At 69.2% G+C, this 13,337-nt stretch carries 11 protein-coding genes; 5 read left to right on the forward strand and 6 right to left on the reverse strand.

What is annotated here, in order from left to right:
• Nucleotides 1-79 precede the first annotated feature (79 nt).
• On the reverse strand, nt 80-1,177 hold the full coding sequence (gene manB, locus MOQ72_RS32630) for a mannose-1-phosphate guanylyltransferase (RefSeq protein WP_242189605.1): 1,098 nt from the start codon (nt 1,175-1,177) through the stop codon (nt 80-82).
• A 171-nt stretch (nt 1,178-1,348) separates the two neighbouring features.
• Here manB and MOQ72_RS32635 point away from each other — a divergent pair, with 171 nt between their 5' ends.
• Nucleotides 1,349-1,696, forward strand: a complete 348-nt coding sequence (locus MOQ72_RS32635; protein ID WP_242189635.1) for a hypothetical protein — start codon at nt 1,349-1,351, stop codon at nt 1,694-1,696.
• A gap of 249 nt (nt 1,697-1,945) precedes the next feature.
• On the opposite strand, the gene MOQ72_RS32640 is transcribed toward MOQ72_RS32635, so the two are convergent.
• From MOQ72_RS32640 to MOQ72_RS32650, 3 genes are all read right to left on the reverse strand, one after another.
• Entirely contained in the window at nt 1,946-2,806 is an 861-nt protein-coding gene (locus tag MOQ72_RS32640; RefSeq protein ID WP_242189606.1) for a glycosyltransferase family 2 protein, read from the reverse strand.
• 98 nt (nt 2,807-2,904) lie between these two features.
• A complete protein-coding gene (locus MOQ72_RS32645) occupies nt 2,905-4,035 on the reverse strand; it encodes a glycosyltransferase family 4 protein (protein WP_242189632.1) in 1,131 nt (376 codons plus the stop codon).
• A 205-nt stretch (nt 4,036-4,240) separates the two neighbouring features.
• Complete coding sequence (locus tag MOQ72_RS32650; protein ID WP_242189607.1) at nt 4,241-5,347, reverse strand: glycosyltransferase family 4 protein; 1,107 nt, start codon at nt 5,345-5,347, stop codon at nt 4,241-4,243.
• A gap of 107 nt (nt 5,348-5,454) precedes the next feature.
• On the opposite strand from MOQ72_RS32650, the gene MOQ72_RS32655 reads away from it, so the two are divergent.
• From MOQ72_RS32655 to MOQ72_RS32670, 4 genes are all read left to right on the forward strand, one after another.
• Entirely contained in the window at nt 5,455-6,408 is a 954-nt protein-coding gene (locus MOQ72_RS32655) for a glycosyltransferase family 2 protein (protein ID WP_242189608.1), read from the forward strand.
• Between the two features lie 144 nt (nt 6,409-6,552).
• Nucleotides 6,553-9,054 carry a glycosyltransferase gene (locus MOQ72_RS32660; protein ID WP_277955035.1) on the forward strand — a complete coding sequence of 834 codons (2,502 nt, stop codon included), beginning with the start codon at nt 6,553-6,555 and terminating at the stop codon, nt 9,052-9,054.
• Nucleotides 9,044-10,093 (forward strand): glycosyltransferase family 4 protein, encoded by a 1,050-nt coding sequence (locus MOQ72_RS32665; RefSeq protein ID WP_242189610.1) that lies wholly within the window; start codon nt 9,044-9,046, stop codon nt 10,091-10,093. The genes MOQ72_RS32660 and MOQ72_RS32665 overlap by 11 nt, the downstream gene beginning before the upstream one ends.
• 225 nt (nt 10,094-10,318) lie before the next feature.
• On the forward strand, nt 10,319-10,888 hold the full coding sequence (locus tag MOQ72_RS32670; RefSeq protein ID WP_242189611.1) for a hypothetical protein: 570 nt from the start codon (nt 10,319-10,321) through the stop codon (nt 10,886-10,888).
• Nucleotides 10,889-11,062: 174 nt separating this feature from the next.
• Here the strand turns inward: MOQ72_RS32670 and rfbD are convergent, their stop codons facing one another.
• Both rfbD and rfbB read right to left on the reverse strand, forming a co-directional pair.
• A complete protein-coding gene (gene rfbD, locus MOQ72_RS32675) occupies nt 11,063-11,980 on the reverse strand; it encodes a dTDP-4-dehydrorhamnose reductase (protein ID WP_242189633.1) in 918 nt (305 codons plus the stop codon).
• Entirely contained in the window at nt 11,977-12,966 is a 990-nt protein-coding gene (gene rfbB, locus MOQ72_RS32680) for a dTDP-glucose 4,6-dehydratase (RefSeq protein WP_242189612.1), read from the reverse strand. The genes rfbD and rfbB overlap by 4 nt, the downstream gene beginning before the upstream one ends.
• Nucleotides 12,967-13,337: the final 371 nt, after the last annotated feature.

The following is a 13,337-nucleotide window of genomic DNA, read 5'->3' on the forward strand; positions in this document are numbered from 1 at the left end:
GGTGCGGTTGAGGAGGACTGAGGTTGACACAGGGCTGCTCATGTCCCTCCGGGCGTCACGGCTACTCGACCGGTGCGGGTCAATCCGCGGAGAACCGCACGCTGTACGGCGGTAGTGCCACACCGGGCCACACGCGCACTCCGTTCAGCAACTCGCAGTCCGCTCCGATCGTCGCACCATCGCCGATGATCGCGTCGCGCAGCACCGCACCCGCTCCGATCGTCGCCCCGGTGCCGATCACGCTTCGTTCGACCACGGCGTTGCGGTCCACGCGAACCCCCTCGAAGAGCACGGACTCGACGACCCGCGCGCCGGAGGACACAACACTGCCCGCACCGACCGCGGTTCCACCGCTGACTTCCGCGTCGGCGGCCACCGATGCCCCGTCCAGCACCAGTGCTTCGCCGCGTTCACCGGGCAGCGCGTTCGTCGGCGCCGTGCCGAGCACCAGGTCCGCGGAGCCGCGGATGAACGCCGCCGGAGTTCCCATGTCCAGCCAGTACGAGTTGTCGATGTGGCCCTGCACCCGCGCGCCGGAGGCGAGCAGGTCGGGGAACGTCTCGCGCTCCACCGACACCGGCCGTCCCGCCGGAATGGTGTCGATCACGTCACGTCGGAACACGTAGCAGCCCGCATTGATCTGATCCACCGGCGGGTTCTCGGTCTTCTCCAGGAACGCCGTGACCCGCCCGTCGGCATCGGTGGGCACGCAGCCGAACCACCGCGGGTCGGCGACCTTGACCAGGTGCAGCGTCACGTCCGCCGCGGCGGCGCGGTGGGTTTCCAGCAGTTTCGCCAGGTCCAGTCCGGAGAGGATGTCGCCGTTGAAGACCAGCACGTCGTCGGCGCTGAGCCGGTCGGCGACGTTGCGGATCGCACCGGCGGTGTCCAGCGGTTCCGGCTCGACGACGTACTCCAGCCGCAGCCCGAAATCGGCACCGTCACCGAAGTGTTCGGCGAACACCTCCGCCTTGTAGGAGGTGCCGAGCACCACGTGCTCGATGCCAGCTGCCCGGATCCGAGACAGCAGGTGGCTCAGGAACGGAACCCCGGCGGTGGGCAGCATCGGCTTCGGCGCCGAGAGGGTCAGCGGGCGCAACCGCACCCCTCGACCACCCACCAGCACGACCGCTTCCGCCGTGGGCGACGCGGCCGGGTCCTGCGCATCGGCGGACATCGGCGTTGATCCTCCTCTACCTGATGGACTTCAGTGACGAAAACCCATTGGGGGGAATACTCTGGCAGCAGCAACGGCATAATGAACACCGGGCCCGCCCTCAACGGCCGCGCCCAGTTCGACGCCCGCCCCCGCGGACCACCGACTGCGAACGACTGAGAGGGCATCCCCATGGACCCGCGCCTCCGAGCCGACGAAGCACTTGCTCGCGCGCGGGCACGCGGCGCGTTCGTCGTCACCCCAGACAATGCCACGTCGCCGATGGACGCCGCGAGCACCGTGCGCATCCCGCGCGAGATCGTCAGCCGGGCCGACCCCGCGGACACCACGCAGGTCTTCCCGTCGGCCCCTGCGCAGCGCCCGCACGCGCAGCCGGAGCCCCAGCACGGCGGCTGGCCGACCGAGGATTACGGGCAGGTGCAGCAGAATCTTCCGCCGAACCCCTACCACGCGCAGCGCGGCCCGAACGAGTTCGGACCGCTGGGTTCCCAAACCAACCAGCAGTATCCGCAGTACTAAACACCGTCTCAGAACTGGTTTGCGTGGCGGTGCAGGTGGCGGAACCTCAGACGTCGCCTCGCTGTGGGATCCCCGACATCATGTACTTCCAATTCGCAGTTTCACTGCACTGTCGGGGCTGTCCTCCCGAGGCGACGTCTGAGAACCCGCGGCGGTGCGAGCTGAGTCCCACACCGCAAGCGGCTACGCCGCTTATAAAACAGACCCAGGGCTTGAGCGGTGGTAGCCGCTTGCGGTGTGGAAGGTCCGCTAGCGGGTTTCGATGCGCGCGCGAGCGGACAGCGCCGCGCGCAGCGCGATCCGCAGCGGCGCCCAGGCCGGGCCCGGATAGCGGTCGGCGAGGTAGCGGTAGGCGCTGCGGTGGTGTTCGGTGACCATCCGCTTGGCAGCTCCCGAGGTGGAATGGCCGCCGATGTGCATGATCTCCGCGCTCGGCACGTAGACGTTCAGCCAGCCCTTCTTGGCCAGCCGGTCGCCGAGGTCGACGTCCTCGAAGTACATGAAGTAGCGCGGGTCGAAGCCGTCCACCGAATCGAAGGCCGTCCGGCGCAGCAGCACGCACGAGCCGGACAGCCAGCCAGCCGGGCGCTCGGTGATCTCCGCCTCGGACTGCCGGTACGACCGGCTCCACGGGTTCTCCGGCCAGACCTTGCCCAGCACTGCGTGGCCCGCGCCACGACCGATCGACGGCAGCAGCCGCGCCGACGGGTAGACGGTGCCGTCGGGCTCCTTGATCAGCGGGCCGAAGGCTCCGCCGCGCGGCCAGCGCTTGGTCGCGGACAGCAGTTCGTCGAGCGCGCCCGGCTGCCACTCCAGGTCCGGGTTGGCGATGACCACCCAGCCGTATTCGGCGTCGAGTTCGGCCACCCCGCGGTTGGCCCCGCCGCCGTAGCCGAGGTTGCCACCGGTGGGCACGAAGTCGACGTTCGCGCGTTCAGCGGCCAGCCGCTCCGGGACGCCATCGGTGGAGCCGTTGTCGGCGAGGACCACCCGGATCGATCGCTGCGTCGCCTTTTCCAAGGTGTCGAGGAACCGCTCCAGGGTTTCGCCCGGCGAGTAGGTCACGGTGACAACGGCGAGTTCGTCGCCGTAGGTGCGCGCGTCGGTCACGCCGTCACATTCTGCCGAACTCCGCTGGACGCACCGCAACCGCGGCGGACAACACGTCATCGCCAGCTGCCCAACGAGCCTTACCAGCGGAAATGCGGTCAGCGGGAGTGGGTGTGCAGGTGGTGGGCGCGGGCGAAGGCCGCGCGGTGCTGGGTCGCGCAAGACGCCCAGGTGAACTCCTTCGCCCGCAGCTGGGCCGCGGCGGCGAGCCCGGCACGGCGGGCCGGGTCGTCCAACAGCTCCGTCAGACCGGCGGCGATGTCGCCTGCTCCCACCCCGCAGTAGGCGACGGCATCGCCACCGACCTCGGGCAGGCTCAGCCGCCGGGTGGTCAGCACCGCCGCACCGCAGGCCATCGCCTCCAGCACTGGCAGGCCGAACCCCTCGCCGAGGCTCGGGTAGGCCACCAGGTGCGCGCCGCCGAGGAACCCGGCGAGCTGCCGGAACGGCAGGTAGCCAGCGCGGATCACCCGGATCCGGTGCGGCACGGCCTCCAAGGCCCGCTCGACGCGGGTGTCCCAACCGGGCTGACCAGCCAGCACCAGCGCTGGCGAGTCGGTGCGCCCCTGGCAGGCGAGCATGAAGCCGCGGATCAGCGCTGGCACGTTCTTGCGCGGCTCCAGAGCTCCGAGGAACGCGATGTAGGGCTGGTCGTGCAGGCTCAGCCGGTCGCGCACCTCCTGGATCTCCTCCGGCGTCGGCGGGTGGAACCGGTCCGGGTCCACGCCGTGGTACATGATCGGCATCTTCGCGCGGTCCGCGCCGACCGAACGGGACAGCTCCGCAGCGGTGGCCTTGCTCGGCACGATGCACAGGGTCGCGCGGCGCAGCGCGGTGCGCGTCCACGCGCGGAAGAACCTGGCCTTGACCGGCGAGTGCACTGCCGGATTGGTGAAGAACGTCGCATCGTGCAGGGTCACCACCGACGCCGCCGGATTCGCCAGCGGCGTCGTGTAGTGCGGTGAGTGCAGAACGTCGATCCCGAGTCGCCGCACCAGCAACGGCAGGGTGGTCTGCTCCCAGGTCAGCCGGGCGGTCCGGGTCGCGACGGCTTCGGTCGCGGGCACCACGTCGGTGTGCGGGGCGATGGTCGCGTACAGCTCCGCGTCGCGCGGCTGGCAGGCGACGGTGATCCGGGCGCCGTCGGTGTCCAGCGCAGCCAGCAGGGAGTCGACGTACCGGCCGACGCCGCCGCGATCCGCGGGTACCGCGGTGGCATCGATGAGAATGTGCGGCTCGCCTCTGTGCACCCGAGCAGCGTACGGTGCGCGCGGTCGGACCTGTGACGAGTCGACGAAAATGTGTCCTGGCCAGCAGAAGTCGGAGGCTCGTGAGTGCGCAACCGGGCTCCAACCCGGTTGCGCGCTCACGACCGCGCCGCGACATCAGCGGAACTCGAATTCCGCCTGGCCGTGAGATCCCGCACCCGACACGTCAGCGGTGCGTGCGCGATCGGATGTCGAGGTGCATCCGCCAAACCGCGTGCGCGGCCTGCGTCCAGGTGAAATCCGCTGCCCGGCGAATTCCGGCCGCGACCAGCGCGGCGCGGTGCGCGGGATCATCCGCGACGGAACGCAGGGCTGTGGCCAGCGCCACCGGGTCGGCACGCGGCACCGTCACACCGGCGCCACCTGCTACTTCGACCAGGGCTGGCGCATCGGAGTGCACCACCGGAACACCGAGCGCCATCGCCTCGACGACCGGCAGGCCGAAGCCTTCCGCGAGACTGGGCGCGGCCAGCGCGATCGCGTTTCTGAACAGCGCGGCGAGTTCCGCGTCGGAAACCGACTCCAGCAGGCGCACCCGGTCCGCGCCGCATTCCGCGGCGATCCGCGCGATGTCCACATCTCCCCAGCCGGGTCGGCCGACGATCAGCAGCGCGACGTCCGGTGCGGTGGGCTCGGCCATCGCCCGCACCAGGTGTTCGTAGCCCTTGCGGGGTTCGACGGTGCCGATCGCCAGCACGTACCGATCGGGCAGTTGCAGCCGCTCGACCACGGCCGGGTCCGGCTCGGTCAGCAGGTCCAGGGTGACGCCCTCGCCGACGACCTGCGTGTCAACGCTGATCCGGAGGTGCTGCGCGAGGTCGGCGGCCACCGCCGCAGTCGGCACGACCAGCGCGTCCGCGTGCCGCGCGGCCCGGCTGATCGCCCGCCGGTGCCAGGAAACTCCGCGCGGCGTCAAGGTTTCCGGATGCGTCCACGGCACCGTGTCGTGCACCGTCACCACCAGGCCGCGCCCTCGCTTGGCAGGCGGCGCGAGTGGTGTCATGGCGTGCACGGAGTCGCCACCGGGCCACAGCGGCAGGCCGCGTTCCCACGACGCGATCAGCGCGCGACGCGGGAGCGGGAGCACTCGCGGCCCCCGCACGCCGGGCACCCGAGCGGCCTCGGGATCGCCGCTGCGGCTGACCACGCTGCTCAGTTCCCACCCGGCTGGCGCGGTTTCGGCCATCGCGCGCAGCAGTTCCCGCGTGTAGCGGCCGGTTCCGCCGGGAACTGGAGCGAGCAACTGCTCGGCGATCGTGACGAGCTCGGGCACCCGCCCAGCTTCCCACGCCGCCAGTGGCGGGACTGCCGATTCCCGGACGCACACCGTTGTCGCAGGTAGCAAGGGCTACGACCGGAGTGGACCCAGGGCTGCCCGAGATGCGCGTAACGTCTTCGGCCGTGACGGCGTCGGAACGGGTGCGCAGCACTGTGGTCGTGGTGACCTGGCGAGGACGGGACCACATCGAGGCGTGCCTGGACGCACTGGCCGCTCAGGACCATCCACATCGGACGCTGGTGGTGGACAACGCCTCCGACGACGGCACGGCCGACCTGCTCGCGGCGCACCCAACGGCCCCGGAAGTGCTGCGGTTGAGCCGGAACCGCGGCTACGCGGGCGGCATCGCCGCCGCGCTCGCCCGCGTCCGCACGCCCTACGTCGCGTGGCTCAACGACGACGCTGCGCCAGCCTCCGGCTGGCTCGCCGCCTTGGAGGCGGCGCTCGACGCCGACCGCGGCGCCGCCGCGGCGTCCTCCGTGCTCCGCACGCCGGACGGCCGCGTGCAGTCCGTCGGCGTGCGCCTCACCTCCGACGGCCACGGCGCTGACGCGCCTGAAGCCGCCGACGGCGTGTTCGGCTTCTGCGGCGGTGCTGCGCTGCTGCGCACCGCCCACCTCCGTTCCGTCGGTGGGGTTCCGGCGCACTTCTTCTGCTACTACGAGGACACCGACACTTCGTGGCGGCTGCGCCTGGCTGGTCACGGCATCGTTGCGGTGCCCGGCGCAAGCGCCTCCCACCTGCACGGTGCGACCACGCTGCCGGGTTCGACGCTGTTCCACCGCTGGAACGAACGGAATCGCCTGCTCACGCTGCTGCGCTGCGCTCCCGCTCCGATCGCGGCCCGCGAACTCGCCCGCTTCGCGGCGATCACGCTCGCGCTGCCGCTGCGCCGCGCGGTTCCCGACGCGGCGAATTTCCGCGTCCCGTTGCGGCTGCGCGTGCTCGCCGAAGCCGCCGTGGGCCTCCCAGCGGCCCTGCGTGCGCGGCGTCGCATCGGCCGCATCGCGTCGATCTCCCGCCGCGAAGTCTGGCGCGCCTGGGCCGGATCGTGATCAGCCCGTTTACCAGGCAATCCGCACCGGACTCCGGCTTGGCCGCAAGACCCCGGTACCGATTGCCCGGCTCTGCGGCGCGAGTTCTGCCGACACCTCGCAGGCCCCGGTGGGGGATGGTGCACGCTTTAGGGCGTGGCTGAATTGTCCGACCGCAGCAACCTGCCCGTGGTGTCGGTGATCGTGGTCAACTACCGCGGCGCGGACGACACCATCACCTGCCTGCGCGCGCTCCGCGACGATCTCGACTACCCCGCCGATCGCCTGGAGGTGATCTGCGTCGACAACGCCTCCGGTGACGGCAGCGCGGAGCGGATCCGGGCCGCAGCGCCGGAGGTTCGACTGATCGAGTCGGACACCAACCTCGGCTTCGCTGGCGGGTGCAACCTCGCCGCCCACAGCGCCACCGGCCAAGTGCTGGCTTTCCTCAACAACGATGCCCGGCCGGACCGCGCCTGGGTGCGCGCGGCGGTCGCGGTGCTGCGGGCGGAGCCGACCGTGGGCGCGGTCGCCAGCAAGGTCCTGGATTGGGACGGCAAGCACATCGACTTCGTCGACGGCGGGCTGACCTGGTTCGGAATGGGTTACAAGCGCCACGCCGGGGAAGTCGACGACGGTTCGCACGACGCCGCGCGGGACGTGCTGTTCGGAACCGGTTCGGCGCTGTTCGTGCGGGCCGAGTTGTTCGCCGCGCTGGACGGTTTCGACGAGCGCTTCTTCATGTTCTACGAGGACGTCGACCTCGGTTGGCGGCTGAACCTGCGCGGCTGGCGGGTCCGCTACGAGCCGCGCTCGCTGACGTTCCACCGGCACCACGCCTCGATGGCCGAGGTGTCCTCAGCTCGCGAGCACTACCTGCTGGAACGCAACGCGCTGGCGACGCTGTACAAGAACGTCTCCGAGGAAACGCTGGCGAAAGCGCTGCCAGCCGCGATGGCGCTGGCCGTGCGGCGGGCCACCGCGCGGGGCGAGATCGATCCGACGCAGCTGGAGATCACCCGGCGCGGCGACGGCGAAGACGACGGCCCGGTGCCGATCGACCGCAGTGCGCTGGCCGGAATGCTGGCCATCGACCAGTTCGTCGAGTTGCTGCCGTCGCTGAAGCGGTCCCGCGAACAGGAGCAGCAGGCGCGGGTTCGCACCGACGCGGACCTGGTGCCGCTGATGCGCAAGGCGATGGAGCCCGCCTACCCGCTGCCGCGCTACCTCGCGGCGCACGATGCGCTGGTCGAGGCGTTCGAGCTGGACCAGGTCTTCGGCCGTCCCCGCAAGATCGTGGTGCTCACCGGCGATGCCCTCACCGAGCGGATGGCCGGTCCGGCGATCCGCGCGTGGCACATGGCCGAAGTGCTCTCCGCCGAGCACCAGGTGCGGTTGGTCAGCGTCAACGCCCTGGTCAGCCCACCGCAGTCGGAGTTCGAGGTGTTCGCGGCGAAACCGCGCGAACTCGGCGCGCACGTCGACTGGGCGGACATCGTGGTGTTGCAGGGCCATGTCCTGGAGATGGTGCCCGCGCTCAAGCACGTCGAGTCCACCAAGATCGTGGTGTGCGACGTCTACGACCCGATGCACCTGGAGCTGCTGGAACAGGGGCGCGACACCGACGACGAGCGCCGCGCCAAGGACCTGGTCGGGGTGACCAAGGTGCTCAACACCCAGTTGCGGCGCGGTGATTTCTTCCTCTGCGCCTCGGAGCGGCAACGGCACTTCTGGCTGGGACATCTGGCTTCGCTCGGGCGCTTGACGCCCGGCCTGTACGACAGCGACCCGACGGTCCGCTCGCTGCTTTCGGTCGTGCCGTTCGGTTTGCCGTCGGTGGCACCGCGCCGCACCGCACCGGCGATCAAGGGCAACCGACCGGGCATCGCGGCCGAGGACAAGGTCGTGCTGTGGGCAGGAGGCGTTTACAGCTGGTTCGACCCGTTGACGCTGCTGCACGCGGTGCACCGGCTTTCCCAGCAGCACAACGACGTTCGGCTGTTCTTCCTCGGCATGAAGCACCCGAACCCGGACGTGCCGGAGATGGGCATGGCCGCGCAGACCCGCGGGCTGGCCCGGCGGCTGGGGTTGACCGACAAGTTCGTGTTCTTCAACGAGACCTGGGTGCCCTACGGCGAACGGCAGAACTACCTGCTCGACGCGGACTGCGGGGTGACCACCCATTTCGAACACGTGGAGACGACCTTCGCGTTCCGCACCCGCGTGCTGGACTACCTGTGGTCCGGGCTGCCGGTGGTGACCACCGACGGCGACTCGTTCGCCGACCTGGTGCGCGAGGAGCGCATCGGCGTGGTGGTGCCCGCAGAGGATCCCGACGCGCTCGCCGCAGCCCTGGAAAAGGCGCTCTACGACGAGGAGTTCGCCGCCGAGTGCCGACGCCGGATCGACCCGGTCCGGCAGCGTTTCACCTGGGAGTCGGTGCTCGCGCCGCTGACCGAGTTCTGCCGGGACGCGCGCCCGGCCGCGGACCGGCTCAAGGCGTCCGCCCCGCTGGTGCGCAGTCCGCGGTTGAACCGCGCCGAGACAGTGCGCCGGGACATCTCGCTGCTGCGGGAATACCTCGACGCGGGCGGACCGCTGGAGGTCGCGAAGCGGGCGACCGGGCGGCTGCGGCGACTCGCGGGTGAGCGGTTCCGTGGGCACTGACCTGCGCGTCCTGGTCGACGGCACACCGCTGCTCGGCCAGCGCACCGGGATCGGCCGCTACACCGGGTCCCTGGTCGCCGAACTATCGTCCATTGTGGACCTCCGACTGATCGGGTTCACCACGCGCGGCTGGCGGAGGCTGCGTTCGCTGGCGCCGGTGGGAACACGAGCAGTTGGGCCGCCAATCCCGGCGAGGGTGTTGCGAACGCTTTGGCGGCACAGCACTTTCCCGCCTGTCGAGCTGCTCGCCGGACCGGCGCGAGTGGTGCACGGCACGAACTTCGTGCTGCCGCCGTCGATCCGCGCGGGTGGCGTGGTTACCGTGCACGACCTGGCATTCCTGGACGACCCGTCGCTGGCTGACCACGATTTGCCGGAGCTCGTACGGAGTTCAGTGCGGCGAGCACGGGCGGTGTGCACGCCGACGGAAGCGGTGGCCGATGCTGTCAGCATCCGTCTCGACGTCCCGCGCGACAGGGTCGTGGTGACTCCGCTGGGCGTCGATCCGGAGTGGTTCACCGCAGTACCAATGGATTCCACACTCCGTGTCCAATATGGCCTTCCGTCGGAGTACCTGGTGTTCGTCGGCGCCGAAGGACCACGCAAGGGCCTGCCCGACCTGCTGGCGGCGCACGGCCCCGACCTGCCACCGCTGGTCATCGCAGGCCCCGCCGACGCGGGCCGCAGCAACGAGGTGATCCGCACCGGCTACCTCCCCGACGACCGCCTGCGCCGCCTCGTCGCCGGAGCAAGCGCGCTCGTCCTGCCGTCCCGCGACGAAGGATTCGGCTTGCCAGCCCTGGAAGCCTTGGCCTGCGGAGTACCCGTGGTGTGCTCGGACATCCCAGCGCTCCGCGAAATCACGGCGGATCACGCTGTGTTCTTCCCGCACGGCGACACCGCCGCGCTGAACGAAGCACTCCACCAGGCCCTAGCAGACCCGCCGAACCCGGAAACGGGCCGCGCACAAGCAAAAACCTTCACCTGGCAAGCCTGCGCCGAAAAAACCCTCACGGCCTACCACCGCGCAGCGGCCTGACGAACCCCGGAAAGGCGTCAGGCCAGGCTCCCGGTAATGCCCCGGGCCACCTGGCCTTCCTTCCGTCACCCCACGGGATCAGGCACCACCATTATGTCCGTCCAAGGCACCGCTATGCCCCAATTTCGGCTTCAAATCAGGAAGATCACCACATCAGGCGATCGCCTCTGGCTGGTCGTAGATCGCTCAACAGGGGATTCTGCCTGCCCCGTACGGTGTTCCCTCGTGCCAGTTGCCTACGGCGATGAATCCTTCCGGGAACACCTGGAACAAGGTTTCTACGTGCTCGCCAGCGTCGTTTTCGACGCTCCGATCCTCGACGACGCTCGTGAGATGCTGTTAGCACTGCGAGGAAAGCACCGAAAGCTCCACTGGTATGAGATGGAAGAGGTCGAGCAACAAAGAGTTGTCAAGCAACTGGCAGACCTCGACGGGATGCACGTCGTCGTCATCGGCTCACCAGTTCCCATGCAGAAGCAGGAAAGAGCTCGCGCCAAGTGCCTGACGCAGTTGGTCCTTGATCTGCATGGTCTCGGCGTCGACTCGCTTGTGCTTGAGGCTCGGACTGCAGAGCTCAACCGCCGAGATGTGCTGACCGCTGCCGCAGCCAGACGGAGTCTTCTCCCAAAGGATGGCTGGTTCCGGGTTGAACACTGTCCAGGAGCCGTTGAACCCATGCTCTGGGCGGCAGACGTGGTGGCAGGTGCGTGCCGGGCCGCTCGTCTCGGCCGTCCCGAGCATCGCGAAATGTTGGCCGATCAGGTGTACGACATCGATATCGACACCGACTGCTGAGCCTAGACAAGCGTCAGGCCAGGCTCCCAGTCATGCCCCGGGTCACCTGGCCTTCCTTCCCTCTCCCCACGGGATCAGGCGCTACCCATTATGCACAACGCCGCAGCCGCACGCGAGCGGATTAGCCGATGAAACGGACGTTCCTCCGCCAACTCCCACCCTTCGGGTGAGCCGTCATTCTCCTCGGAGGGCTTCTCCGTCGGTTTCGAATGCTGCGGCCAGGGCTTCTCGCCACGGGCGCAGTGGCGTCAGACCCGCTTGTCGCCAGGCCGCGTCCGATAGGACCGAGTACGCCGGGCGCGGTGCTGGGCGGGGGAAATCCGCCGTTGTGCAGGGTTGGAGTCGGGCTTCTTCGAGGCCCAGGTGGGCGAAGATCGCTCGGGCGAACTCGTACCAGCTCGCTTGGCCGGAATTGGTGCAGTGCAACACCTTCTGCTCCGGGCCTTGGCGCCTGACGACCTTCTCCGCCAGCTCCAGCAGGCCGTGAGCGAGATCCGCCGCCCAGGTCGGTGAACCGACCTGATCGTCCACAACGGACAGTGAGTCCCGCTCACGGGACAGGCGGGCCATCGACTTCACGAAGTTCCCGCCTCGTGCGCCGTAGACCCAAGCGGTGCGCACCACCCAGACCCGAGCGCCGGACTCCAGCACGGCGTGTTCGCCTTCGAGCTTGGTTCGTCCGTACACCGTTCGCGGGCCGGTCACATCCGTCGGCTCATAAGGCCGGTCGGCATCGCCGGGGAACACGTAATCCGTTGACACGTGCACCAGCGGAAGTCCGCTGTTGCGGCATGCTTTCGCCAGCGCGGCAGCGCCATCGACGTTGATCCTTCTCGCGCGGTCCGGATCGGATTCGGCTGCGTCCACCGCCGTGTACGCGGCGGGATTGATCACCACCGGACGCAACTCGGCGTCTCGGGCGGCCTCGGCGAAGGAGTCCACCGCGTCGGTGACCTCCTCGCCGTCGGTGATGTCCAGCTCACCAGAACCTGGCGCGTGGACCAGCGAACCAGCCCGCGCGGCGAGGATCCGGGTCAACTCCGAACCGAGCTGGCCCCGACCGCCGGGCACCAGGACGGCGAGGCGGCTCATCTCGTCGCCGCCGACCGGGCCTTCAGCGGCTCCCACCAGTCGCGGTTGTCCCGGTACCACCGCACGGTGTCGCGCAAACCGGTCTCGAAGTCCACTTTCGGCTCGTACCCCAGTTCCTGGACGATCTTGCGGTGGTCCACCGAGTACCGGCGGTCGTGGCCCTTGCGGTCGACGACGGGCTGCACCATCGACCAGTCCAGGTCCAGTTCGGCCAGCAACCGTTCGGTCAGCTCCTTGTTGGTCAGCTCGGTGCCGCCGCCGATGTTGTAGATCTCACCCGCGCGCCCCGACTCGGCCACCAGTTGGATGCCCTGGCAGTGGTCGCTGACGTGCAACCAGTCCCGCACGTTCAGCCCGTCGCCGTAGAGCGGGACTTTGCGGCCGTCCATCAGGTTCGTGATGAACAGCGGCAGCACCTTCTCCGGGAACTGGTACGGCCCGTAGTTGTTGGAGCAGCGGGTGATGCACACCGGCAGGCCGTGCGTGCGGTGGTAGGCGCGGGCCAGCAGGTCCGAACCCGCCTTCGCCGCCGAGTACGGGGAGTTCGGCTCCAGCAGGTGGTCTTCGGGCCAGGAGCCGGACTCGATGGAGCCGTAGACCTCGTCGGTGGAGACGTGCACGAACTTGCCGACCTCGGCCTCAAGCGCGGCCTGCAGCAGCACGTTGGTACCGACGACGTTGGTGACCACGAAGGCGTCCGAGCCGGTGATGGAGCGGTCCACGTGGGATTCGGCGGCGAAGTGCACCACCACGTCCACGCCGACCAGCAGGCTGGTGACGAGTTCGCGGTCGCAGATGTCGCCGCGGACGAACTTCAGCCGCGGGTTTTCCGCGACCGGCTTGAGGTTCGCCTCGTTGCCCGCGTAGGTGAGCTTGTCGAGCACGATCACCTCGGCGTCGGCGAAGTCGGGATAGGCTCCGTCGAGCAGTTGCCGAACGTAGTGCGAGCCGATGAAACCGGCTCCGCCGGTGACCAGAATCCGCATCGCGCCCTTCCTCGCCGGGGTCGTCCGCGCCCCGCGACAGCGGACCGCGTGCGCAGTCTGGCATGCCACGGCCAGCGATGAATAAGGCTCCCGTGTTACCTAGGGTTACGGATTTAAGTCACTCTTATGAGTGATATCACCCCTAATACTGGGACCTGCCCAAGCACCCACCGATCACCGATAGCCTGCAATCGAACACGAGCAAAATCACTCCGCTGAGGTGTAACACTCGCCGGAAGGCCAAGGAGGATGCGGCGTGGAGGACCGGCCGAGGTGGCCTGGCGGCCCGCAGGGTCAGCCGGGCAGACCCGTTCCGCCCCGCGGGACCGGCGGTCAAGGCCGACCCGGTGCCGGGAGTGGCACCCCGCCAG

It is taken from the genome of Saccharopolyspora soli, from assembly GCF_022678645.1.
Taxonomy (GTDB): Bacteria; Actinomycetota; Actinomycetes; order Mycobacteriales; family Pseudonocardiaceae; genus Saccharopolyspora; species Saccharopolyspora soli.

Coding starts and splice junctions, on each gene's coding strand:
- rfbB (WP_242189612.1), bottom strand. CDS start 12,966: ATGCGGATTCTGGTCACCGGCGGAGCCGGTTTCATCGGCTCGCACTAC.
- MOQ72_RS32635 (WP_242189635.1), top strand. CDS start 1,349: ATGGACCCGCGCCTCCGAGCCGACGAAGCACTTGCTCGCGCGCGGGCA.
- MOQ72_RS32655 (WP_242189608.1), top strand. CDS start 5,455: ATGCGCGTAACGTCTTCGGCCGTGACGGCGTCGGAACGGGTGCGCAGC.
- manB (WP_242189605.1), bottom strand. CDS start 1,177: ATGTCCGCCGATGCGCAGGACCCGGCCGCGTCGCCCACGGCGGAAGCG.
- rfbD (WP_242189633.1), bottom strand. CDS start 11,980: ATGAGCCGCCTCGCCGTCCTGGTGCCCGGCGGTCGGGGCCAGCTCGGT.